Raw genomic sequence first — 21191 nt, forward strand, 5'->3', positions numbered from 1 at the left:
GCGCTGCTTCCTGGGAGTATCCGTATTCGGTCAAGCAGCTTTAGGCGTCCAAATCCGATTATCTCGCAAGAGGGCGTTAGCGAGGATGATGAGCTTGCGCATGATGGCGACGATGGCGATTTTTTTGGGTTTTCCGGCGGCGACCATGGCCTGGTATTTAGCGGCGAGGTCGGGGTTCCATCGGATAGCGGCGACCATGGGCATATAGAGGGCTCGTCGCAGAAGGGCTCTTCCCCCGCGAATGAAGCGCTTGCCATTTTTGCTGCCGCTGTCGCGTGGGACAGGGGCGAGGCCGGCCAGGCTTGCGGCTTGAGGGGGAGACAGGGTGCCCAGTTCAGGCATGTGGATGAGCATGGCGTGAGCTGTGATGGGTGCCACGGCGGGGATGGAATCGAGGATTTCGGCTCTGCGCTTGAAGGCGGGATCCTTGTCGGCCCGCCTGGCGATCTCCTCGTCGATGGCGTTTATCTGCGCTTGGGTCAGAGCCAGTGTCTTGGCGAGTTGGCGCTTGATCAGGGGGAGTTCGGCGGTTTGCTGGCGGGTCTGGGTTGCCACTTTGATCTTCATCAGGGCGTCCCGCGCCGCGGCCAATTGCTTCATCTCCTCAAGGGCCTGGCTGACGATGAGGGTCGGCTCGGGCTGGACGGCCTGGCCATAGCGGGCCAGGGTCATGGCATCGATGCGATCGGTCTTGGCCAGCCTGCCAATACCTTCGGCAAAGCGTCGGGCCTGGCGCGGGTTGAGCTTGACGGCCGGCAGGCCGGCCTGGTTGAGCGCGCGTTCGAAGGCGCGATGATAGGCCCCCGTTGCTTCGAACACCACACGCTCGACAGTCCAGGAAGAAAGCCAGGCAAGCAGGGCGCGATGGCCCGCCTGGGTGTTGGCAAAGCGCTTGATGAGGCCTGCCGGGTGGACAGCCACATCCAAATGATCCTTGCCGATGTCGGTGCCGACATTGTGTGCTAGGCTGCTCGTCATCTTTTCCAAGTCCTCTGCTTGTCTCCGGAGCAATGCCGGTATCCGTTCAGGCCTCATGGAAAAGAGAGGGGTGGTCAGACTCCTAAGTCAGTCCTTCGATTATCGCAGGCACGACCCGTCCCCTCCCGCCTCCAGCTCGGCGGCCACCGAGCTGGAGGCATCCAAAAGCTAGGCTTGCACGATGGGATTGAAATAGACAATCGCAGGCATCCTTGCCTGCTCTTGGAAACGTAGCGCTCGCCGGAAGCAAAGATGCAGGCAAGGATGCCCATAGGCGCTAACTTTGTGGAAAAGGCGCAGGGAACGCGGAGTGGCGATCTCCGATCGCCATCTTCTTCACCGGCAAGCACATCGTTTCCAAGATTGGCGATCGGAGATCGCCGCTCCAAGCCAGTGCCCTCCCACCCAAAGTTGGCACCCATAGGCAAGGATGTCTGCGATCCCAGGGCCTCCGCGCTCCCGGCTTCCTGCTTGCCTTCTGCCCGTCACAGGCCCATATACGGTCCCTTGCTCAACCTTTTTCTGAAAAAGCCATAGAGAAGACCCATGCCTGCCTATCGTTCCCGCACAACCACCCACGGCCGTAACATGGCCGGTGCTCGCGGCCTCTGGCGCGCGACTGGTATGAAGGACGGGGACTTTGGCAAGCCGATTATCGCGGTCGTAAACTCCTTCACTCAATTCGTGCCCGGGCACGTCCACCTCAAGGATCTCGGCCAGCTGGTGGCGCGCGAGATCGAGAAGGCGGGTGGCGTCGCCAAGGAGTTCAACACCATCGCGGTCGACGATGGCATCGCGATGGGCCATGACGGCATGCTTTATTCGCTGCCCTCGCGCGAGCTCATAGCCGACAGCGTCGAATACATGGTCAACGCCCATTGCGCCGACGCGATGGTGTGCATCTCCAATTGCGACAAGATCACCCCCGGCATGCTGATGGCCTCGCTGCGGCTCAACATCCCCTCGGTGTTCGTCTCGGGCGGCCCGATGGAGGCCGGCAAGGTCATCCTGGGCGGCAAGCAGAAGGCGCTCGACCTTGTCGATGCCATGGTGGCGGCCGCCGACGACAAGGTCTCGGACGAGGACGTGAAAGTAATCGAGCGTTCGGCCTGCCCGACCTGCGGCTCGTGCTCTGGCATGTTCACCGCCAATTCGATGAACTGCCTCACCGAGGCGCTCGGCCTGTCGCTGCCCGGCAATGGTTCGACGCTGGCGACCCATGCCGACCGCAAGCGCCTGTTCGTCGAGGCGGGCCATCTTATCGTCGATCTCGCTCGCCGCTATTACGAGCAGGAGGATGAGAGCGTGCTGCCGCGCAAGGTTGCGAGTTTCGGTGCCTTCGAAAACGCAATGACGCTTGATATCGCCATGGGCGGCTCCACCAACACGGTGCTGCACATCCTGGCAGCCGCCCATGAGGGCGAGATCGACTTCACCATGGACGACATCGACCGCCTTTCGCGCCGCGTGCCGGTGCTCTGCAAGGTCGCGCCGGCCGTGTCCCATGTTCACATGGAAGACGTGCACCGCGCCGGCGGTATCATGGGCATCCTGGGCGAGCTCGATCGGGCCGGCCTGATCAACCGCGACCTGCCGACGGTGCACTCCTCGAGCATGGCGGACGCGCTGGAGCGCTGGGACATCGCCCGCACCAAGAGCGAGAGCGTGCGCCACTTCTTCATGGCAGCGCCGGGCGGCGTGCCGACGCAGACCGCCTTCAGCCAGGACCGCCGTTGGGACGACGTCGATCTCGATCGTGAGAAGGGCGTCATCCGCTCGGCCGAGCATGCCTATTCCAAGGATGGCGGCCTCGCCGTGCTGAAGGGCAATCTGGCGCTGGACGGCTGCATCGTGAAGACGGCGGGCGTGGATGAGTCGATCCTGAAGTTCTCCGGCCCCGCCGTGGTGTTCGAGAGCCAGGACGCGGCTGTGGACGGCATTCTCAACAACAAGGTGAACGCGGGCGACGTCGTCGTCATCCGCTATGAGGGACCGCGTGGCGGGCCGGGCATGCAGGAAATGCTCTACCCGACCAGCTATCTGAAGTCGAAGGGCCTGGGCAAGGCCTGTGCGCTCATCACCGACGGCCGCTTTTCGGGCGGCACATCCGGCCTTTCCATCGGCCATGTCTCTCCGGAAGCGGAAGAGGGCGGCACCATCGGCCTGGTCGAGCCTGGGGATATGATCGAGATCGACATCCCCAACCGCACGATCGTGCTTGCGGTGCCGGAAGAGGAGATCGTGCGCCGTCGCCAGGCCAAGGGCAATGGCCCCTGGCGTCCGGCTGCGCCACGCAAGCGCAGAGTCACAGCCGCCCTGCGCGCTTATGCCTCGATGGCGACCAGTGCCGCCAAGGGCGCGGTGCGCCAGGTGGCGGATTTCGACTGACCCGGTGGGAGCGCGGACATCCTGTCCGCTCTTGAAACGATAATGTTGTGAGAAAAGGGTGCGACCGCGAGGTTTGCGCCCTTTCTTTCACGCGCACTGTTTCCAAGAGCGGACGAGGACGTCCGCGCTCCCAGGAAGCGCTCCCGGCGCCTTTGACAGCGCTTTTGAAAGCATGCGAGAAACATGAAATGCCGGTAATGTTTTCCGGCCGCATCGCTTTCATTTTCCCGTATTCACCGCCTCGCCATAGGAGCGTATTCCCGTGAAGAAGACCCTGTTCGGCTTGTCCCTGGCCCTTTCCCTCGGCTTGGCGGCGCCCGCCATGGCCGCGACCTCGGTCGCCATCGGCATCAGCGGCTGGACCGGCTTTGCCCCGCTGACCTTGGCCAAGGTCGCCGGCATCTTCGAGAAGCACGGGCTCGATGTCACCATCAAGAAAATACCGCAGGCCTCCCGCCCGTTGGCTATCGCCTCGGGTGATCTGCAATGCGCTGCAACCACTGTGGAGACATGGATAGTCTGGAACGCCAGCGGCGTCACCACCAAGCAGATATTTCAGCTCGATGAATCCTATGGCGCCGATGGCATCGTCGCGCGGGGGGCCATCAAGACGGTGGCCGACCTCAAGGGCAAGCAGGTGGCGAGTTCGGCCCCCGGTACCTCGCCCTATTTCCTGCTTGCCTGGGTGCTCAACAAGAACGGCATGAGCACCAAGGATGTCACGGTGGTCAATCTCGAGCCGGATGCTGCGGCTCAGGCTTTCCTGGCCGGGCAGAACGATGCAGCTGTGAGCTATGAACCCTATCTCTCCGCCGTGCGCGACAAGCCTGACCAGGGCCACATCCTGGCGACGACGCTCGACTATCCCATGGTGATGGACACGCTCGGCTGCACGCCCGCTTTTCTCGACGCGCACCCCGACGCCGCCAAGGCGCTGGCGGACAGCTATTTCGAGGCGCTCGACATGATCAAGGCCAGTCCCGACAAGTCGAACGAGATCATGGGCGCCGATGTGAAGCAGTCGGCGGCGGAATTCGCGGATTCGGCCAAATATCTGCGCTGGGCCAACCGGGATGACAACAAGAAGTTCTTCAACGACGAATTCCCAACCTTCTCCAAGACGGCCGCCGATCTGCTGATCCAGATGGGCCTGATCAGCTCGGCGCCCGATGTCTCGACGCTCGCCGATCCGCGCTTCGTGAATTGAGAGTACAGGAACCTATCCGCATACGCGGCTATCATTTGCGCACATCCCGGCGAGCAGCGCGGGTCATCCTTCTCCGCAACTAAAGGAAAGGTCATCCGCGCCTCTTTCAGCCTGGATGAATCCTGCACGCGTCGAGAGGCGTGCACGTTCGTCACCCGCCCTATCCATCACAGGATCCCGATGCTGCGTCCGCTCGAACCCATAGGCACACTGCTCCGGATCGTCCTGGGTATTTCGTTCTTCGTTCTTTTCGTGGGTTTCTGGGCGTGGCTCACCTTTAGCGGCCACGTCGCGCCGCTCTTCCTCGCCAATCCCCTCAAGATGCTCGCCGATGGCTGGGACTTGCTGGTGCGCGAGAATTTTCTCCTGGATATCCTCATCACTGTCTGGCGCGTGGTGGGCGGTTTTCTGCTCGCCGCCGTGGTGGCTGTGCCGCTTGGCATCCTGATGGGTGCCTGGAAGCCGGTGGAGGCGCTTCTGGAGCCCTTTGTCTCCTTCGCGCGCTACCTGCCGGCCTCCGCCTTCCTGCCGCTGCTGATCCTATGGGCGGGCACGGGCGAACTCGAAAAGCTGCTGGTCATCTTTCTCGGCTCGGTCTTCCAGATCATCCTGATGGTGGCCGTTTTCGTCGGCAATACACGGCGTGACCTGGTCGAAGCCGCCTATACACTGGGCGCCGGCAACACCAGCATCGTCAAGCGGGTGATCATTCCGGCTAATGCGCCCGACATTGCCGAGACGCTGCGACTGGTACTCGGCTGGGCCTGGACCTATGTCATCGTCGCCGAACTGATCGGAGCTTCGTCCGGCATCGGCAATATGATCATCTTCAGCCAGTCGAAGCTCGCCACGGGCCGGATCATCTTCGGCATCATCGTCATCGGCCTGATCGGCCTTGTTTCCGATACCGTGTTCAAGCTGCTCAATCGCCGGCTTTTCGCCTGGAGACTGGCATGAGCATGGTTGTCATCAAGGGTGTCTCGCGCAGTTTTGCGGGCCGCAATGGCGGTGCGTCGGTCAAGGCGCTTGAGCCGATCAACCTTTCTGTCGAGCGCAATGATTTCCTCACCATCCTCGGCCCCTCCGGCTGCGGCAAGTCCACCTTGTTGCGTATCGTGGCCGGCCTCGATAAGCCGACCATCGGCGAGGTCTCCGTCAATGGCCGCCCGGTGACGGCCCCGGGACGGGACCGCGGCATGGTGTTCCAGTCCTATACGCTTTTCCCCTGGCTGACAGTAGCCGAGAACGTCGCCTTCGGCTTGCGCGAGAGCGGCCTGGCGGAGACGGAGTGCCGGGCCGTGGTGGCGCAGTGGTTAGAGCGCATCGGCCTGCAGAGCTTCGCCCAGCACTACCCCAAGCAGCTCTCCGGCGGCATGCAGCAGCGCACGGCCATCGCGCGCGCGCTCGCCAACAATCCCGACATGCTCTTGCTGGACGAGCCGTTCGGCGCGCTCGACAACCAGACGCGAAGCCTGATGCAGGAATTGCTGCTCGGCATCTGGGAGCGCGAGGCCAAGACCATCCTGTTCGTGACGCATGACATCGAGGAGGCCATCTTCCTCGGCTCGCGCGTGGTTGTGATGTCGGCGCGCCCCGGCCGCATCAAGACGATCCTGCCAGTCGACTTGCCGCACCCACGTCACTACACGCTGAAGACGGCGCCGGAATTTTCCGAGCTGAAGCGCCGGCTGACCGAGGAGATCCGGGTGGAGGCGGTGCTCGCCGCGAACGAGCATTGACCAAACAGGCTGGCCTCACGCGGCCGGCGCGTAGGCGATCGCCTCGATCTCCACTTTGCAGTCGACCATCATGTCGGCTCTCACGCAGGAGCGGGCCGGTAGCGCGGCTCCGAAATACTCGGTGTAGACGCGATTGAAGCTCCAGAAGTCCCGCGTATCGGCGAGCCAGGCAGTGACCTTGACGACGTGGCTGAGATCGAGGCCAGCGGTGGCCAGGGCCGCCTTGACGTTTTCGAGGGTCAGTCGGGTCTGCTCGACAATGCCGCCTTCGACGATTTCACCGTCCGCGCCCATCGGCACCTGGCCGGATATGAAGACGAAGTCGCCGGCGCGCACGGCCTTGACGAAGGGCAGGGCTTTGCCGCCCGCGCCGCTGCCGGCCGATCCGAAACGTTCGATGCTCATGTCAAATTCTCACTTGCTACACGAAAGAGGGTTAGAGCGCTTTACTTTCAAATCGGATCACCAAGAATCGCAAAATGCATTCGATACCAACGCGTTAAGACGGCAATCCGGTCCCGTCTGAATGCATTTTGCTCTAGTGGCGAGCGCTGCCGAGGAATTCTGCCAGGCGCTTGCTCTTGGGATTGCCGAAAATCTCCGAAGGTGGCCCCTGCTCGGCGATCAGTCCCTTCTCCATGAAGACGACACGGTGGGACACGTCGCGGGCAAAGCGCATCTCGTGGGTGACAAGCAGCAGCGTCGCTCCCTCAGCCGCCAGGGCCTTCACGGTGTTCAGCACTTCCTGCACCAGTTCGGGATCGAGCGCCGAAGTGATTTCGTCGAGCAAGACGAGCTTCGGGTTCATCGCCAGAGCACGGGCGATAGCGACGCGCTGCTGCTGGCCGCCCGAAAGCTGGCTTGGATAATTGTCCATTCGTTCGCCAAGCCCAACCCGCTTGAGCCAGGTTTCGGCGATCGAGCGGGCCTCCTCCTTGGCGAGGCCCTTCACCTTGCGCAGGCCGAGCATGACATTGCCGGCGGCGCTCAGATGCGGGAAGAGGTTGAAATTCTGGAAGACCATGCCGGTCATCGAGCGCTGGCGCGAGAGTTCGCGGTCGCCAAGGCGATGGCGCCTGCCGCCCTGCAGGCGATAGCCTATCGATTCGCCGTCGAGCAGCACCTCGCCGCCATCGAACTCCTCCATCAGATTGACACAGCGCAGCAGCGTCGTCTTGCCAGAACCACTCGATCCGATGATGGAGACCACTTCCTTTTCATGCACATCGAGATCGACACCCTTGAGAACCTCGACTTTGCCGAAGTGCTTGTGAAGCGCCTTGATCTGCAAAAGTGGCTGCATGTTGGTCTCCTCTAAAGCAAAATGCGTTCGGGGAAAAACTGATTTCCAAAACAACTCGTTGTTATCAAAAGCATTTTGCGACTCTTGGTGATTCGATCTGGAGATGAAACGCTCTAGCGGAATGCGACGCGGCGCTCGACGGCTTTGCCGAGACGTTCGATGGCGAAGTTGAGGATGAGATAGATGCCGCCGGCCAGCAGGTAGAACTCCATGGTCATGGAGTTGCGCGCGATGATCTCCTGCGTCTTAAGCAAGAGTTCGCCAACGCCGATCACCGACAGCAGCGTCGAGGCCTTCACCAAGTCCACGCTTGTGTTGATCCAGGTCGGCAGCATCGAGCGCATCGCCTGGGGCAGCAGCACATAGAGAAGGGTCTGCGGGAAGGTGAGGCCAATGGAACGGCCTGCCTCGGTCTGCCCGCGCGGAATAGCCTGCAGGGCGCCGCGCAGGATCTCCGCCACATGCGACCCGCAGAAGAGGGTGAGGGCGATGATGCCTGCGATGAAGGAGCCAGTCTTCAGGCCGAACACCGCCGGCATATAGAAGGTCGCCAGCACGAGCACCAGCACCGGCGTGCCGCGCATGATGTCGATATAGATGCGGCAGAGATAACGGACGATCAGCGGCCCATAGACGAGCGCCAGACCGACGGTCGTGCCGAGCAGCGTGCCGAGGATGATCGCCAGCGCGGAGATCTCGATCGTGTTCACCACCCCCAGCAAAAGAGGAAAGCGGGCGATCCATATTTCGTTGAGAATGGACGACACAGGCGGCCCTCGCGCTCAGAATTTCGGGAAGCGGCGCTCGAGGCCGCGCAGGGCGGCAGCCATAAGCAGGCAGGTCGCGATGTAGAGGGCGCTCGCCACCGTCCAGGTCTCTATGATGCGGAAGCTCTCCACATTGATCTTGCGGGCCTGATAGGTGAGTTCCGGCAGGGAAATGGCTGCGGCGATCGAGGTGTCCTTGAACAGGGATATGAAGGTGCTGCCGAGGGCGGGCAGGGCATTCCGGACCATGATCGGCGCCACGACATAGGCATTGGTCTGCAGGCGGGTGAGGCCAATGGCCCGCGCTGCCTCGACCACGCCCTTGGGCACCGAGATCAGCCCGGCGCGGAAGACTTCCGCCAGGTAGGCACCTGAGTAGACCGTGAGCGCGGCGATGAAGCTTGGGATCTTGTCGAGCCTGATACCGACCTGCGGCAGGGCGAAGTAGATGATGAGCACGATCACCAGGATCGGCGTGTTGCGGATGATCGCGACATAGCCGGCCACCAGCCTGCGCGCCAATGGCGAAGGGCCCACGCTGGCAAAGCCGCAGACGAGGCCGATCACCGCGCCGAGCGCCACCGAGGCGATGGCAAGGCCGATGCCGAGGGCAAGGCCCCAGACCAGCTTGTCGAAGCTCGCCCAGACTACCGAGAAGTTCAGCGTGTAACCCATGGCCCGCTTCCTCACCCCCTCCAGCCGTCACGCTGTTGCGTGATTGGCCGGCAGCGAAGCGCCCGAATGCGCTCCGCTGCCCGTGCAATCAGCGCATCTCGGTTGGAAAGCCCGGGGTCGGAGCAGGCGGGGTGACGCCGAACCAGGTTTCAAAGGACTTCTTGTAGTCGGGGAAGTCGACGCCCGTCATGGCCTCGCGCAGAGCTGTGTTGACGAAGTTCAGCCAGTCCGCATCGCCCTGCTTGACGGCGCAGGAATAAGTCTGCGGGTTCCAGGCATAGCCGGCGTCGACATATTTGTCCGGGTTCTTTTTCATGAACCAGCGAAGGGAGGAGAGATCGGTCGCCGCGGCGTCGGAGCGGCCTGAGTTGAGAGCCTGATACATCAGGTCGAAGCTGTCATACTGATCGACCTTGGCGTCCGACAGGGCCTGGTGGACCATGTCCTCGGCGTAGACGTTCTGCAGCACAGCGACGGTGACACTGGAACCTGCCGACTTCAGCGCATTGTAGTCGGCATATTTGCCACCCTTTGGCAGAAGCAGGCCGACGCCCTCGCGATAATAGGGGATGGTGAAGGCCACCTGCTGGGCACGCGGCGCTGTCACGGTCATCGCCTGGCAGGTGATGTCGACCTGGCCGGTTGTGATGTTGGGAATACGCGCATCCGAGGATTGGGTGACGAACTCGACCTTGCTCGGATCGTTGAACAGGCCCTTGGCCAGGATGTGGGCGATGTCGATGTCGAAGCCCACAAGCTCACCCTTGTCGTCCTGGAAGTGCCAGGGTGGGTTGGTGCTGCCGGTTCCGACGATGAGCTTACCACGCGCCAGTACCTCCTGGAGCTTGCCGTCGGCCTGCGCCCCGCTGATTGCGGACAGGCAGAGCGTCGCCGCGCCCAGGCCGGCGACGAGCACTTTCATGAAGCGGTTCATCTGTTTTCCCTCTATAGGCCTGCTCGTGCGATTGTCTTGTATTTCGGACAGTCGTCTTTTATGCAGGACAGCATGACGCTATACGGGCAGGTGTTTTTGTGTCAAGAGGGGCTGTTGCGAATTGGAAGAAGCCGAATGGATGAGCGGGTCGGTCAGTCGAAGCCATCTCCCGTCTCGCTGACGGAGCGTCAGCGGGGTATCGATCGCGTCATCGATGTCCTGGAGGCCTTGCTGCGGCTGCGCCAGCCAACCAAGGTCGGCGATCTTGCCCGCAAGATCGGGGCGCCACGCTCGACGCTCTATGCCATCGTCAACCGACTGGTCGAGGCGGAGATGCTCGAGCCGGTGGGGGAGGACGGCTATATCTATTTCGGCAAGGCTATGCATCTCTATGGCCGCGCCTACGCCGAGGCAAATCCGCTGCATCGCCGCTGTCGAGCCGTGTTGGACAGATTGGCGGCGGAGACCAGTGCGACGGCGCAGCTCTGTGCTCTGCGCGGCCACAAATATGTCGTGGTAGATTCTAGCGATGGCTCCGGCCTCTTCCGTATCACCACCGATATCGGCGTCGAGGTGCCGCTGCCCTGGACGGCGTCAGGCCGGCTCCTGCTCGATCACATGACGGCTGCGGAGGTTCGCGCTTTCGTACCGGCCGAAGATTACAGGCTGCCCGACGGCCGCATGGTGGATACCGAGGAGTTCGTGGCCGGCGTGGCGGAGGCTCGGATCAACGGGCGTTGCATGACGACAAGCCTTTCCGACCGCTTCACCTCCTGCCTTGCCGCGCCCATCCGCGACCGGCGTGGCGTCGCCGTTGCCACGATCTGCCTTGTGGTGCCGGCCGATACGGCGGATGGCCGCAAGCGTGAACTGCTCGACAAGATCGTCGCGGCTGGGGTCGACCTTTCGGACCGGCCGTGAATGGAAGTGGCGGCCTCCGGATCGCCATTGCCCTATCCGGTAAGCATATCGTTTCCAGGAGTGGTGGTCAGGGACTGTCACTCCCTTTCGCCAACGCCTCCAGCGCTTCGCCGGTCAATCTGCAGCCGATCCATTCCTTGCGCAGGATGGCGCCGTGCTTCTCGTAGAAGTCGATGGCGGGCTGGTTCCAGTCGAGCACCGACCATTCGAAGCGGCCGAGCTTTTCGGTGAGGCAGCGCTGGGCGAGGTGTCGCAGCAGCGCTTTGCCGATGCCGTGCTCACGGAATTCCTGGCGGACAAAGAGGTCCTCAAGATAGAGGCCATGGCGGCCGAGGAAGGTCGAGTAGTTGTAGAACCAGAGGGCAAAGCCCGCGGTCTCGCCGTTCCACTCGGCGATGTCGCAGAACACGCGGGGCTGATCGTCGAACAGGGTTGCCGTGATGTCTGCATCGCTGGCGGTGACCTCGTGCAGCAGCCTCTCATAGACGGCGAGCTGCCGAATGAGGTCGAAGATGGCGGCGGCATCCTTCGGTTCAGCGCGGCGAATGGTCAGCGAGCAGATCGTCGGGGACATGGGGGCTCTTCCAGCAAAATGCCCGCCGGGAAGGCGGGCTTGAAACGAAGCTCGCTGATGAAGCTCAGGCTGCGTCGATCTCGTTGAGGCCGAGGCGCTTGTCGAGATAGGAGGAGCAAGAGGCGATCAGCTCATCCGTCTTGTTGTCGAAGAAGTGATTGGCGCCCGAGATCACCGACTGTTCGATGATGATGCCCTTCTGCGTCTTCAGCTTGGAGACCAGGGTCTCGACATCCTTGAGCGGTGCCACGCGGTCGGCGTCGCCATGCACGATCAGGCCCGAGGAGGGGCAGGGGGCGAGGAAGGAGAAGTCGAAGCGGTTGGCTGGGGGCGCGACCGATATGAAGCCCTCGATCTCCGGGCGCCGCATCAGGAGCTGCATTCCGATCCAGGCGCCGAAGGACACGCCTGCAATCCAGCAGGACTTGGCTTCCGGCGTCACCGCCTGAACCCAGTCGAGCGCCGAGGCGGCATCCGACAATTCGCCCGCACCATGGTCAAACGAACCCTGGCTGCGGCCGACACCACGGAAATTGAAGCGCAAGGCCGAGAAGCCGCGCTGCACGAAGGCATAGAACAGATCGTAGACGATCTTGTTGTTCATCGTCCCGCCGAACTGAGGATGGGGATGCAGGACGATGGCGATGGGGGCTCCGCGCTGCTTGGAAGGCTGGAACCGGCCCTCGATGCGGCCTGCAGGGCCGGTGAACGTAACTTCGGGCATAGATAAAGCGCCTCTTTGTGTGCCTTGAACCCGCGCTCCGGCTCCGACGACTGGCCTTGACGGCCGGGGAGAGAAGGAGTAGTTCTTTAGAATAATTCTAAAGAGACCGTCGCCTGGGCGACGCGCTCCGGTCCCTGCGTCGATAAGGACGCATTACACCCAGCCCGCGTTCGGGTAGCGCTTCTTAGCACGAAGAGCAGGGCGTTTTGCAAGCTTTTCCGTATCGATGGACTGCCTAAACGACGGATATTTGACGTTTGATGAGATCGCGCCTCTATCTGGACCACAACGCGACGACGCCGTTGCGGGCTGAAGCCCGTGACGCGATGGTCGTGGCCTTGGATCAGTGCGGCGCAGCGTCCTCCATACATGGGGACGGGCGCGCCGCGCGCAAGCGTGTCGAGGCAGCGCGACAGCAGGTTGCCACCCTTGTCGGCGCGCAGGCGAAGAATGTCGTGTTCTGCGCCTCCGCCACCGAAGCCAACAACATGGCGCTCAATCTCGATTGGCAGCGAGGCGGCAAGCCGGTCGTTCAGCGCATGGCTGTATCCAGCATCGAGCATGCCAGCGTCCTGAATGGAGGTCACGCCAGCGAAGCCCCCGTGCTTCTGCCCGTTAGTCCCGATGGCGTCATCGACCTCGAAGCCGTGAGGACATTGCTGGCCCGCTGGCGGGCTGAAGGCGTCAACGGCCTCGTTTCCGTGATGCTCGCGAACAACGAGACGGGCGTGATCCAGCCGATGTCGGAGGTTGCGGCTCTGGTGCATGCGGCAGGGGGCCTCGTTCATTGCGACGCGGCACAAGCGGTCGGAAAGATCTCTTTCTCAATCAACGAGATCGGCGCTGATCTTCTTACGCTTTCGAGCCACAAGATGGGCGGCCCGCTCGGTGCCGGCGCGCTCGTGCTCGGCAGCGACAGCCTTCACCAGCCCCACCCGTTGATCCGCGGCGGGGGGCAGGAGAGGGGCATGCGGGCCGGCACAGAGAATGTGCCCGCCATTACCGGTTTCGGCGCTGCCGCCGAAGCTGCGCAGCATGGCTTCGGCGTTTTCGGCGGTCATGTGCGGGCCTTGCGTGACGAATTGGAGCAGCGCCTGCGCGCGAATTCGCCGGATCTGGCGGTTTTCGGCGAGGGCGGAAAGCGCCTGCCCAACACGCTCAACTTCGCCGAGCCGGAGATGCCGGCCGAAACGGCATTGATCGCGCTGGATCTTGAGGGTATTTCCGTTTCGTCAGGATCAGCCTGTTCGTCGGGCAAGGTCAAGGTCAGCCATGTGCTGACGGCCATGGGTGTGGCCCCTGGACTCGCGAACTGCGCGTTGCGCGTGTCGCTGGGGCGCGAAAACACAGTCCAGGACATTGAGTTTTTCATCGCAGTCTGGACAAGGCTGCGGAAGAACATACATGAGAGAAAGCAGCATCGGGCGGCTTAAACGCTTGTCTGGACTGTACAATTTGCCGCTTTCGGGTGGCGCCAAGGCGTTTTGCGATTTGACGGAAACGGCAAGAATCGCAGATCGCGTCAAAACAGGAGGCTAGAGCAAGACCGGTTTTCGTCGAAACGCGTTTTGCTCTTGGAATTTAGTATGCCTGCAGTTCAGGAAACCGTCGAACAGGTCCGGGCGATCGACGTCGATCAGTACAAGTACGGCTTCGTCACGGATGTCGAGATGGAGCTTGCACCCAAGGGCTTGTCCGAGGAGATCGTACGCTACATCTCGGCCAAGAAGGGTGAGCCTGTCTGGATGACGGAATGGCGGCTCGATGCCTATCGCCGCTGGAAGACCATGCAGGAACCGACCTGGGCTCGCGTCGAATACCCGAAGATCGACTACCAGGATCTCTATTACTACGCCGCGCCCAAGATGAACGCGGCGCCGAAATCGCTCGACGAGATCGACCCCGAGATCCTCAAGACCTATGAGAAGCTCGGCATCCCCCTCCGGGAGGTGGAAGCGCTCGAGGGCATTGCCCCGGCCAACCGCATTGCCGTCGACGCAGTGTTCGACTCCGTCTCGGTGGTCACTACCTTCAAGGCGGAATTGGCCAAGGCCGGCGTGATCTTCTGCTCGATTTCGGAAGCACTGCGCGAGCATCCGGATCTTGTGAAGAAGTATCTAGGCACCGTGGTGCCTTCCACCGACAACTTCTTCGCCACACTGAATTCGGCCGTGTTCTCGGACGGCTCCTTCGTCTATGTGCCTCCGGGCGTACGCTGCCCGATGGAGCTGTCGACCTATTTCCGCATCAACGAGGAAAAGACCGGCCAGTTCGAGCGTACGCTGATCATTGCCGACAAGGGCGCCTATGTGTCCTATCTTGAAGGCTGCACGGCGCCGCGTCGCGACGAGAACCAGCTTCATGCCGCCGTGGTGGAACTGGTCGCGCTCGATGATGCCGAGATCAAGTATTCGACGGTGCAGAACTGGTATCCTGGCGATTCGAAGGGCAAGGGTGGCATCTACAACTTCGTCACCAAGCGCGGCGATTGCCGCGGCGCCCGCTCGAAGATCTCGTGGACCCAGGTTGAGACCGGGTCGGCCATTACCTGGAAGTACCCATCCTGCATCCTGCGCGGCGAGGGCTCGCAGGGCGAATTCTATTCGATCGCCGTGTCGAACGGGCGCCAGCAGGTCGACAGCGGGACCAAGATGATTCATCTCGGCAAGAACACCAAGAGCCGCATCATCTCCAAGGGCATCTCGGCAGGGCGTTCCAACAACACCTATCGTGGCCTGGTCTCGGCCCACCGCAAGGCAAGCAATGCGCGCAATTTCACCAATTGCGACTCGTTGCTGATCGGAGAGCACTGCGGCGCGCACACGGTGCCCTATATCGAGTCGAAGAATTCGTCGGCCGTATTCGAGCACGAGGCGACCACCTCGAAAATCTCGGACGACCAGTTGTTCTATTGCCTCCAGCGCGGCCTTTCGGCTGAGGAGGCGACGGCGCTGATCGTCAACGGCTTCGTCAAGGACGTGCTGCAGCATTTGCCGATGGAGTTCGCGGTCGAGGCGCAGAAACTCATCTCCATCAGCCTGGAGGGTAGCGTCGGCTGATCCGGCACCCTCCCAAGAAATTCAGCGCCGGGATCTCCGCGATTCCAGTGCCACCATATTCAGGACCGATAGAAATGCTCGAAATCAAGAACCTTCATGCCGAGATCGACGGCAAGCCGATCCTTCAGGGGCTCAGCCTCAAGGTGGCCGACGGCGAGGTCGCGGCCATCATGGGCCCTAACGGCTCCGGCAAGTCGACCCTCTCCTATATTCTAGCCGGCAAGGACGATTACGAAGTCACCGAGGGCGAGATCCTGCTCGATGGCGAGAACATTCTGGAGGTGCCGGTGGAGGAGCGCGCTGCCCGCGGCGTATTCCTGGCCTTCCAGTACCCCCTGGAGATCCCAGGTGTCGCCACCATGACATTCCTCAAGGCCTCGCTCAATGCCCAGCGCAAGGCGCGCGGCGAGGGTGAATTGTCGACGCCGGAGTTCATCAAGCGCGTGAACAAGGCGGCGGATGATCTGAGGATCCCACGGGAAATGCTGCGCCGTGCCTTTAACGTCGGCTTCTCCGGCGGCGAGAAGAAGCGCATGGAGATCCTGCAGATGTCCCTGCTGCAGCCGAGCCTTGCCGTGCTCGACGAAACTGATTCCGGCCTCGACATCGACGCGCTGCGTATCGTCGCCGAGGGCGTGAACGATCTGCGCTCGCCCAAGCGCTCCTTTATCGTCATCACCCACTACCAGCGCCTGCTCGAGCATATCGTGCCCGACAGCGTGCATGTGCTTTCCAAGGGCCGCATCGTGAAGTCCGGCGGCAAGGAACTGGCGCTCGAGCTCGAAGCCAATGGCTATCGCGATTACGAGGAAGCGGCGTAACCATGGCCAACGTCATCCCAGTCAAGACTCCGGCGGAGACGGCGCTGGACGAAGCCTATGGCGGCCTGCGACAGGTGCTGCCGGGCGAGGCCGGCGTGCGCAGCCTGCGCGAGAACGCCATTGCCAATTTCCGCGCGAGCGGCCTGCCGCATCGCCGCGTCGAGGACTTCAAATATACGGATCTGCGCGCCCTGATGCGCGACGCCAATCCGGTTTCCACCGGCCCCAAGGACCTGCCTTCGGCCGACGGGAAGGCGGAAGCCTTTCTCGCTGGCATCGACCATGTCCGCCTCGTCATCGTCGACGGTGCCTATTCGCCTTCGCTCTCGAATGTTTCGGAGTTGCCGGCTGGCCTGCATGTGGCCTCGCTGGCCGAGACGCTGGTTTCTGCCGATGCGACCTTGGTCGCCGAGCTCGGCGCCAGCGCGCCCGACAATGCCGTGCTCGATCTTAACACCGCCTTCATGAGCGACGGCGTGGTCGTTACGGTCGATCCTGGCGTGGCGATCGCGAAGCCGGTAGCCATCGAAACGCGCCACAGCGCCACCGCGGCGCAGGCGACGTTCACCCGTTCTCTGGTCGTTCTGGGGGCCGGCGCCCGGCTGACGCTGATCGACAGCTATGAGGGGCCGGACGGCGTGGCGCATCAGACTAATGCCGCACTGGCGGTGAAGGTCTGTGATGGTGCGGAGCTGCACCGCCTTAGCTTCCAGGCGCAAGGGCTTGAGGCGCAACACCTTTCCTCGTTACTCATCACGCTCGGCAGAAACGCCCGGTTTCAGAGCTTTGCTTTGGAAGGCGGCGCGTCCGTGTCGCGCAACCAGCTCTTCCTCACCTACACGGGCGATAATGCCAAGGCCCTGCTCAGCGGGGCGACGTTGCTCGCCGGTACCCGACATGCCGACACCACGCTTGTAGTCGACCATCTGGCATTGGGGGGCGAGAGCCGCGAACTGTTCAATGCGGTGATCGACGGCGAAGCGCGTTCAGTGTTCCAGGGCAAGATCGTGGTTCGCCATGGCGCCCAGAAGACGGACGGTCGCATGATGAGCCGCTCCCTGCTGCTCTCCGAAACTGCCGAGGCCAATGCCAAGCCGGAGCTCGAAATTTTCGCCGACGATGTGCAATGCGCCCATGGGGCGACCTGCGGCGCGCTCGACGAGGACCTTCTGTTCTATTGCAAGGCCCGTGGTATCCCCCAGGCCGAGGCCGAAGCGATCCTGGTGCAGGCTTTCGTCGGCGAGGCGATTGAGACGGTCGAGAATGAAGCGCTGCGGGAGAAGTTGAGCGCCCTTACAGAGGCGTGGCTTACCCGCCGCGTGTGATGCGCTGACGCTCCCTCCTCGGAGTGGGCGTCAGTGTGCATGGAAGGAATTGTATTGTGAACAAGCCCGTTGCCGCCATTCCCTATGATCTCGCCAGGGTCCGGGCCGATTTCCCGGCGCTGGCCCTGAAGGTCTATGGCAAGCCGCTCGTCTATCTCGACAACGGCGCCTCGGCCCAGAAGCCGCAGGCGGTTCTCGATCGCATGATGCATGCCTATACGCATGAATATGCCAATGTTCACAGGGGTTTGCACTATCTTGCCAATGCGGCGACCGAAGCCTACGAGGCCGGCCGCGAGAGTGTACGCAAATTCATCAATGCGGCATCGACCGAACAGGTCATCTTCTCGCGCTCGGCCACCGAGTCGCTCAACCTCGTGGCTGCCTCGATGGGCCGCCTGCTCGAGATCGGCGAGGAGGACGAGATCGTCCTCTCCATCATGGAGCATCATTCCAATGTGGTGCCCTGGCATTTCCATCGCGAGCGCGCCGGCGCCGTGCTGAAATGGGCGCCGGTGCGCGATGACGGTTCCTTCGATCTCGAAGCCTTCGAGAAATTGCTGACGCCGCGCACCAAGATCGTTGCCATCACTCACATGTCCAATGTCCTCGGTACGGTGACGCCACTCAAGGAGATTGTGGCGATTGCCCATGCCCGCGGCATTCCCGTGCTCGCCGATGGCAGCCAGGGTGCGGTACATCTCGATGTCGACGTCCAGGATCTCGACGTCGATTTCTATGCTTTCACCGGCCATAAGGTCTATGGGCCGACCGGGATCGGCGTGCTCTACGGCAAGAAGGAATGGCTGGAGCGGATGCCGCCCTTCAATGGCGGCGGCGAGATGATCGGCGAGGTCACCGAAGACGCCATCACCTATGCCGCGCCGCCACATCGCTTCGAAGCCGGCACGCCGCCGATCGTTCAGGCTATCGGGCTCGGCGCGGCGCTCGAATATATGATGGCGCTCGGGCGGGAAAATATCCGTGCGCATGAGCAAAAGCTGCTGGATTATGCGCAGGAGCGGCTCTCCAGGCTCAACTCGATCCGAATCTTCGGCACGGCGCCCGGCAAGGGCGGTATCGTGTCCTTCGAGTTGAAGAATGCCCACGCGCATGATGTCGCGACAGTGCTCGACCGCTATGGTATTGCAGTGCGAGCGGGTACACATTGCGCTCAGCCGCTTTTGGCGCGATATGGCGTGACATCGACATGCCGTGCCTCCTTTGGGCTCTATAATACGCTCGACGAGGTGGACGCGCTGGCGGAAGCGCTCGTCAAGGCGCAGACATTTTTTGCATGACGGAGGCATTGATGGCCGACGGAAATCTGGCCGAGGCGCGGCCCAATGAACCGGCGGTCGCCAAGGCGAGTGCGTTGCCCCCGGAAGAGATCGATCGGCTGACCGATGGCATCGTCGCGGCACTGAAGACCGTGTTCGATCCGGAGATTCCGGCCGATATCTACGAACTTGGCCTGATCTACCGGGTTGAGATTGCCGACGACCGCAAGGTGACGATCGACATGACGCTGACCGCGCCAGGCTGCCCGGTTGCCGGCGAAATGCCGGGATGGGTCGAGAACGCGGTGTCGTCCGTGCCGGGTGTGTCGGAAGTACATGTCAATATGGTCTTCGATCCGCCGTGGGACCAGTCCCGCATGTCGGACGAAGCACGCGTGGCGCTGGATATGTGGTGAGTGATGGGAGCGGGTCTTTAGACCCGGCCTCTTTCTCGTGGGAGTAACGTTTGTCGGCAGCTCTGAAGACCTGCCCGCCGATCCCCTCGCATTTGTGCGGATTCGCACTTATATTCGTCTCGTGTTGTCCGAGCGTCGGGCCTTGAACCCGGCGCTGTTGGAGTGATCCCGTGAGCAAGATTCGTCCCCAGTTCAAGGTTGTGTCGCTGACCGAAGCGGCGGCCGAGAAGATCAAGGCCATCATGGCCAACGCCGACGAGCCTTTCGAGGGCGTACGCGTTGGCGTGAAGAATGGCGGCTGCGCGGGCATGTCCTACACCATGGAGTATGCCCAGAGCGTCAATCCGCTCGACGAGGTGGTCGAGGACAAGGGCGTTAGAGTCCTGATCGACCCCAAGGCGGTGCTTTTCCTGCTGGGCACGCAGATGGATTATGTGACCGATAAGCTCTCGGCCCAGTTCGTCTTCAACAATCCGAATCAGACCTCGGCGTGCGGCTGCGGCGAATCGGTCGCAATCACGCCTGCCTCGGGTGAGGCGCTGGCCGCGACGGCGTGAGTTCCGCCGCGGATGGACCACGAACATCTGCGCGACCTTTTCGCCGGCCTGCCGCGGCTTTCGATCCGACGCCTATTCGGCGGTGTCGGCCTCTATTCGGACGGGATCGTCTTCGCGCTGGGGGCCTTCGATGAGATCTGGATCAAGGCGGATGTAGAGACCGTCCCGCTGTTCGAACAGGCGGGATCCCGGCGCTTCTCCTATCAGGGCCGCAATCGCACGGTGCAACTCCCTTATTGGAGCCTGCCCGATTCGGCGCTCGATGATCCAGACGAGGCGCAGAAATGGGCACGCCTCGGTATCGCCGCCTCCTTGCGGACACCCAAATCGGCGCCTAAGAAAGCAAGGTCGAAGAAACAACCATAAGAAAACGCCGCCATGTCCCCTGTGCTCTGTATCGCGCTCTTTTTCGTCATCTGGTGGATGGTCCTGTTCGCCGTGCTGCCGCTCGGCGTGAAGAGCCAGTTCGAAGCGGGCGAGGTGGTGCCGGGCAGCGAAGGGGCGGCGCCGCAGCAGCCGATGCTCCTGAAGAAGGCGGGCATCACGACGGTAATCGCTCTCATCCTGTTCACCATCGTCTATCTGGTGGTGACCAAGCATCTGATGCCACATCAGATCTTTGATCTCGTGCCGAATCTCAAGCAGTAATAGTGGCAGGCACGTCTGCTCTTGGGCCGCCGCGCTTTGCACGGTGGTGCGGGCGGAGCGTCCTACTTCCAAATTTGCCTGGAGTCCGCCGCCAATGGCCGCACTGACACGTGATATCGAACCGCAGGATCATGTGAAGGGGGTCGACGATGCTCCCGTCACCCTCGTGGAATATGGCGATTTCGAATGCCCTTATTGCGGGGAGACGGTGGGCGTCATCGATGGCGTCCAACTCCTGATGGGCGAGCGGCTGCGCTATGTTTTCCGTCACTTTCCCCTGATTGAGCCGCATCCCCACGCGCTGCATGCCGCCGGCCTGTCGGAGGCAGCGAGCGAGGCCGACAAGTTCTGGGACGCTCATCGCATCCTCTATGACAACCAGCATGCCCTCGACGACCGCTCGTTGCGCAATTACGGCCGCCGGCTTGGGCTGGCTGCCGACGCAATCGAAGCGGCTCTGGCGGGGCGTTACGCCAAGCGCATCGATCTCGATTTCCAGAGCGGCATCGAGAGCGGAGTGAACGCCACCCCGACCCTGTTCATCAACGGCCAGCGTTATGATGGACGGCGCGATGTGCGGGGGCTGCATGCCGCGCTGCTTGCAGCTGCGGGGTAGTTCCCGGGATCGCGGGCATCCCTGCCTGCTCTTGGAAACGAAGCGCCCGTCGGAAAGGAAGATGCAGGCAAGGATGCCTGCGATTGTCTATTTCAATCCCATCGTGCAAGCCTAGCTTTTGGATGCCTCCAGCTCGGTGGCCGCCGAGCTGGAGGCGGGAGGGGACGGGTCGTGCCTGCGATAATCGAAGGACTGACTTAGGAGTCTGACCACCCCTCTCTTTTCCATGAGGCCTGAACGGATACCGGCATTGCTCCGG

Annotated in this window: 23 protein-coding genes; 15 read left to right on the forward strand and 8 right to left on the reverse strand. The window is 62.1% G+C overall.

Annotation, left to right across the window (positions count from 1 at the left end; all coding sequences use genetic code 11):
• Nucleotides 1–30 precede the first annotated feature (30 nt).
• The gene (locus ACMDCR_RS16570) at nucleotides 31–978 is read right to left on the reverse strand and encodes an IS110 family transposase (RefSeq protein WP_413987661.1); all 948 of its coding nucleotides are present in this window, start codon (nucleotides 976–978) and stop codon (nucleotides 31–33) included.
• Nucleotides 979–1524: 546 nt separating this feature from the next.
• Between ACMDCR_RS16570 and ilvD the strand changes: the two genes are divergently transcribed.
• The 4 genes from ilvD to ACMDCR_RS16590 all read left to right on the forward strand — a co-directional run bounded on the left by ilvD (nucleotide 1525) and on the right by ACMDCR_RS16590 (nucleotide 6312).
• The gene (ilvD, locus tag ACMDCR_RS16575) at nucleotides 1525–3366 is read left to right on the forward strand and encodes a dihydroxy-acid dehydratase (protein WP_413987662.1); all 1842 of its coding nucleotides are present in this window, start codon (nucleotides 1525–1527) and stop codon (nucleotides 3364–3366) included.
• A gap of 262 nt (nucleotides 3367–3628) precedes the next feature.
• Nucleotides 3629–4573 carry an ABC transporter substrate-binding protein gene (locus tag ACMDCR_RS16580; RefSeq protein ID WP_413987663.1) on the forward strand — a complete coding sequence of 315 codons (945 nt, stop codon included), beginning with the start codon at nucleotides 3629–3631 and terminating at the stop codon, nucleotides 4571–4573.
• A gap of 183 nt (nucleotides 4574–4756) precedes the next feature.
• A complete protein-coding gene (locus ACMDCR_RS16585; RefSeq protein WP_413993647.1) occupies nucleotides 4757–5530 on the forward strand; it encodes an ABC transporter permease in 774 nt (257 codons plus the stop codon).
• Nucleotides 5527–6312: an ABC transporter ATP-binding protein gene (locus tag ACMDCR_RS16590; RefSeq protein ID WP_413987664.1), complete on the forward strand. Its 786-nt coding sequence runs from the start codon at nucleotides 5527–5529 to the stop codon at nucleotides 6310–6312. Before ACMDCR_RS16585 ends, ACMDCR_RS16590 begins: the two co-directional genes overlap by 4 nt.
• Before the next feature lie 15 nt (nucleotides 6313–6327).
• On the opposite strand, the gene ACMDCR_RS16595 is transcribed toward ACMDCR_RS16590, so the two are convergent.
• From ACMDCR_RS16595 to ACMDCR_RS16615, 5 genes are all read right to left on the reverse strand, one after another.
• Nucleotides 6328–6717, reverse strand: coding sequence for a RidA family protein (locus tag ACMDCR_RS16595; protein ID WP_413987665.1), 390 nt, complete (start codon nucleotides 6715–6717; stop codon nucleotides 6328–6330).
• 133 nt (nucleotides 6718–6850) lie between these two features.
• Entirely contained in the window at nucleotides 6851–7615 is a 765-nt protein-coding gene (locus ACMDCR_RS16600) for an amino acid ABC transporter ATP-binding protein (RefSeq protein ID WP_413987666.1), read from the reverse strand.
• A gap of 113 nt (nucleotides 7616–7728) precedes the next feature.
• Entirely contained in the window at nucleotides 7729–8382 is a 654-nt protein-coding gene (locus ACMDCR_RS16605) for an amino acid ABC transporter permease (protein WP_413987667.1), read from the reverse strand.
• Between the two features lie 15 nt (nucleotides 8383–8397).
• Nucleotides 8398–9057, reverse strand: a complete 660-nt coding sequence (locus ACMDCR_RS16610) for an amino acid ABC transporter permease (protein ID WP_413987668.1) — start codon at nucleotides 9055–9057, stop codon at nucleotides 8398–8400.
• An 88-nt stretch (nucleotides 9058–9145) separates the two neighbouring features.
• Entirely contained in the window at nucleotides 9146–9991 is an 846-nt protein-coding gene (locus ACMDCR_RS16615; RefSeq protein ID WP_413987669.1) for a transporter substrate-binding domain-containing protein, read from the reverse strand.
• 135 nt (nucleotides 9992–10126) lie between these two features.
• Between ACMDCR_RS16615 and ACMDCR_RS16620 the strand changes: the two genes are divergently transcribed.
• Nucleotides 10127–10912 carry an IclR family transcriptional regulator gene (locus tag ACMDCR_RS16620; RefSeq protein ID WP_413987670.1) on the forward strand — a complete coding sequence of 262 codons (786 nt, stop codon included), beginning with the start codon at nucleotides 10127–10129 and terminating at the stop codon, nucleotides 10910–10912.
• A gap of 67 nt (nucleotides 10913–10979) precedes the next feature.
• Here the strand turns inward: ACMDCR_RS16620 and ACMDCR_RS16625 are convergent, their stop codons facing one another.
• Both ACMDCR_RS16625 and ACMDCR_RS16630 read right to left on the reverse strand, forming a co-directional pair.
• Complete coding sequence (locus tag ACMDCR_RS16625) at nucleotides 10980–11486, reverse strand: N-acetyltransferase family protein (protein ID WP_413987671.1); 507 nt, start codon at nucleotides 11484–11486, stop codon at nucleotides 10980–10982.
• Nucleotides 11487–11550: 64 nt separating this feature from the next.
• Nucleotides 11551–12210, reverse strand: coding sequence for an alpha/beta hydrolase (locus ACMDCR_RS16630; RefSeq protein WP_413987672.1), 660 nt, complete (start codon nucleotides 12208–12210; stop codon nucleotides 11551–11553).
• Nucleotides 12211–12470: 260 nt separating this feature from the next.
• Between ACMDCR_RS16630 and ACMDCR_RS16635 the strand changes: the two genes are divergently transcribed.
• From ACMDCR_RS16635 to ACMDCR_RS16680, 10 genes are all read left to right on the forward strand, one after another.
• On the forward strand, nucleotides 12471–13643 hold the full coding sequence (locus ACMDCR_RS16635; RefSeq protein WP_413987673.1) for a cysteine desulfurase family protein: 1173 nt from the start codon (nucleotides 12471–12473) through the stop codon (nucleotides 13641–13643).
• Between the two features lie 153 nt (nucleotides 13644–13796).
• Nucleotides 13797–15269, forward strand: a complete 1473-nt coding sequence (gene sufB / locus ACMDCR_RS16640; protein WP_413987674.1) for a Fe-S cluster assembly protein SufB — start codon at nucleotides 13797–13799, stop codon at nucleotides 15267–15269.
• Nucleotides 15270–15343: 74 nt separating this feature from the next.
• Nucleotides 15344–16090 (forward strand): Fe-S cluster assembly ATPase SufC, encoded by a 747-nt coding sequence (sufC, locus tag ACMDCR_RS16645; RefSeq protein WP_413987675.1) that lies wholly within the window; start codon nucleotides 15344–15346, stop codon nucleotides 16088–16090.
• 2 nt (nucleotides 16091–16092) lie between these two features.
• Nucleotides 16093–17415, forward strand: a complete 1323-nt coding sequence (sufD, locus tag ACMDCR_RS16650) for a Fe-S cluster assembly protein SufD (protein ID WP_413987676.1) — start codon at nucleotides 16093–16095, stop codon at nucleotides 17413–17415.
• Between the two features lie 56 nt (nucleotides 17416–17471).
• Nucleotides 17472–18716, forward strand: a complete 1245-nt coding sequence (locus ACMDCR_RS16655; protein ID WP_413987677.1) for a cysteine desulfurase — start codon at nucleotides 17472–17474, stop codon at nucleotides 18714–18716.
• A gap of 11 nt (nucleotides 18717–18727) precedes the next feature.
• Entirely contained in the window at nucleotides 18728–19111 is a 384-nt protein-coding gene (locus ACMDCR_RS16660) for an SUF system Fe-S cluster assembly protein (RefSeq protein WP_413987678.1), read from the forward strand.
• Between the two features lie 179 nt (nucleotides 19112–19290).
• Entirely contained in the window at nucleotides 19291–19668 is a 378-nt protein-coding gene (locus tag ACMDCR_RS16665; RefSeq protein WP_413993648.1) for a HesB/IscA family protein, read from the forward strand.
• Between the two features lie 12 nt (nucleotides 19669–19680).
• Complete coding sequence (locus ACMDCR_RS16670) at nucleotides 19681–20034, forward strand: TfoX/Sxy family protein (RefSeq protein ID WP_413987679.1); 354 nt, start codon at nucleotides 19681–19683, stop codon at nucleotides 20032–20034.
• Between the two features lie 12 nt (nucleotides 20035–20046).
• Nucleotides 20047–20316 (forward strand): DUF1467 family protein, encoded by a 270-nt coding sequence (locus ACMDCR_RS16675; protein ID WP_413987680.1) that lies wholly within the window; start codon nucleotides 20047–20049, stop codon nucleotides 20314–20316.
• A gap of 94 nt (nucleotides 20317–20410) precedes the next feature.
• Nucleotides 20411–20932 carry a DsbA family protein gene (locus ACMDCR_RS16680; protein WP_413987681.1) on the forward strand — a complete coding sequence of 174 codons (522 nt, stop codon included), beginning with the start codon at nucleotides 20411–20413 and terminating at the stop codon, nucleotides 20930–20932.
• Nucleotides 20933–21191: the final 259 nt, after the last annotated feature.

The sequence above is a fragment of the Labrys okinawensis genome (assembly GCF_047345005.1).
Classification (GTDB): domain Bacteria; phylum Pseudomonadota; class Alphaproteobacteria; order Rhizobiales; family Labraceae; genus Labrys; species Labrys okinawensis.